The sequence below is a fragment of the Planktosalinus sp. genome (assembly GCF_059864935.1).
Map to the genome: position 1 here is coordinate 1 of NZ_JCBCCK010000305.1, position 1703 is coordinate 1703.

Here is a 1703-nt window from a genome sequence, read left to right on the forward strand (position 1 = left end):
GATGCTTGTGGTATCGATACAATTAGCATCAGCCAGACCGACTTTACCTGTGCAGACATAGGAGACAATATAGTAACACTAACTGTAACTGACGTAAACGGGAATACATCCACCTGTACAACAGTGGTGACCGTTGAAGACACAGTAGCTCCCGTAGCTATTTGTGTTGCTCCGTTTACCATTCAGTTGGATGACAATGGAGAAGCGGACATCACCGCTTTAATGATTGAAGCCGGAAGTACAGACAATTGTGCTATTGACACGATTAGCATCAGCCAGACCAACTTTACTTGTGCAGACATAGGAGACAATACCATTACATTGACGGTTACAGATGCCAGTGGTAATATATCCACTTGTACAACAGTGGTAACCGTTGAGGATTTTATAGCTCCCGTTGCTTTGTGTGTAGCTCCGTTTACCATTGCATTGGACGCCAATGGAGAAGCGACCATTACACCGGCTATGATTGATGCCGGAAGTACAGACAATTGTGCTATTGACACGATTACAATCAGCCAGACTGATTTTGACTGTACACACTTGGGATACAATACCATCACGCTAACTGTAACCGATTTTAATGGCAATACATCTACCTGTACGACTGTGGTAACCGTTAAAGATTCATATGAGCCTGATGCCCTATGTGTGGCTCCGTTTACCATTGAATTGGAAGCCAATGGTCAAGCGACAATCACTCCTGCAATGATAGACAATGGCAGCAGTGATGCTTGTGGTATCGACACGATTACCATCGGCCAGACTGATTTTGACTGTACACATTTGGGTTACAATACCATCACGCTTACTGTAACAGATTTAAGCGGAAATACATCCACCTGTACGACTGTGGTAACCGTTAAAGATTCACTTCCGCCTGATACCCTTTGTGTGGCTCCGTTTACCATTCAGCTTGATGCCAATGGAGAAGCGAGCATCACCGCTGCTATGATTGATGCCGGCAGTACAGACAACTGTGCTATTGACACTATTACAATCAGTCAGACTGACTTTAACTGTTCGCACCTGGGTGACAATACAATTACATTGACAGTGACTGATACCAGTGGTAATACATCCACTTGTACAACTATAGTTACTGTAGAAGGAGCAAGTGCTCCGGTTGTAACCTGTACAGACTTCACACTTGAACTGAACCAAAATGGAACAGCAGTACTGACACCCGAACTAATTGGTTCTTATCTGTCTGACTGCGCTATTTTAGTAACAGCTGTTGATATCGAAAATTTTGATTGTAGCGATATTGGAGCTCCGGTATTGGTTACTTATTCAGCTACTGATGGATTTAATAATCTGACTTGTACTGCCTGGGTGACAGTAGTTGATATCAATGCTCCGGTAATTAATTGTCCGGATGATACAATACATGATACAGCCCCCTTCTCATTTGAATTTATCGTACCTGATTATTTTGGAGATGGAATTGTTACAGTAACAGACAATTGTACCAATCCGCTGACTGATTTGACGCAGACACCGGCTCCGGGAACTGTGTTATCAGACGGCACTTATACCGTTACACTTACGGCAACTGATACCAGTGGTAACACTTCCACTTGTTCATTTGAACTTGATGTAGAAACCAATTTGGGCACAGAAGACCATTCCAATATTGGAAGCCTGACCTTGTTCCCCAATCCGGCATCACAGTTTGTGACCATTTCAAACCCTAACGGGTT

At 43.3% G+C, this 1703-nt stretch carries 1 protein-coding gene; it reads left to right on the forward strand.

Going from position 1 to position 1703, the window contains the following annotated elements; translation table 11 throughout:
• On the forward strand, positions 1 to 1703 hold a 1703-nt coding region (locus AC6F75_RS09920), incomplete at both ends, for an HYR domain-containing protein (protein WP_500714870.1).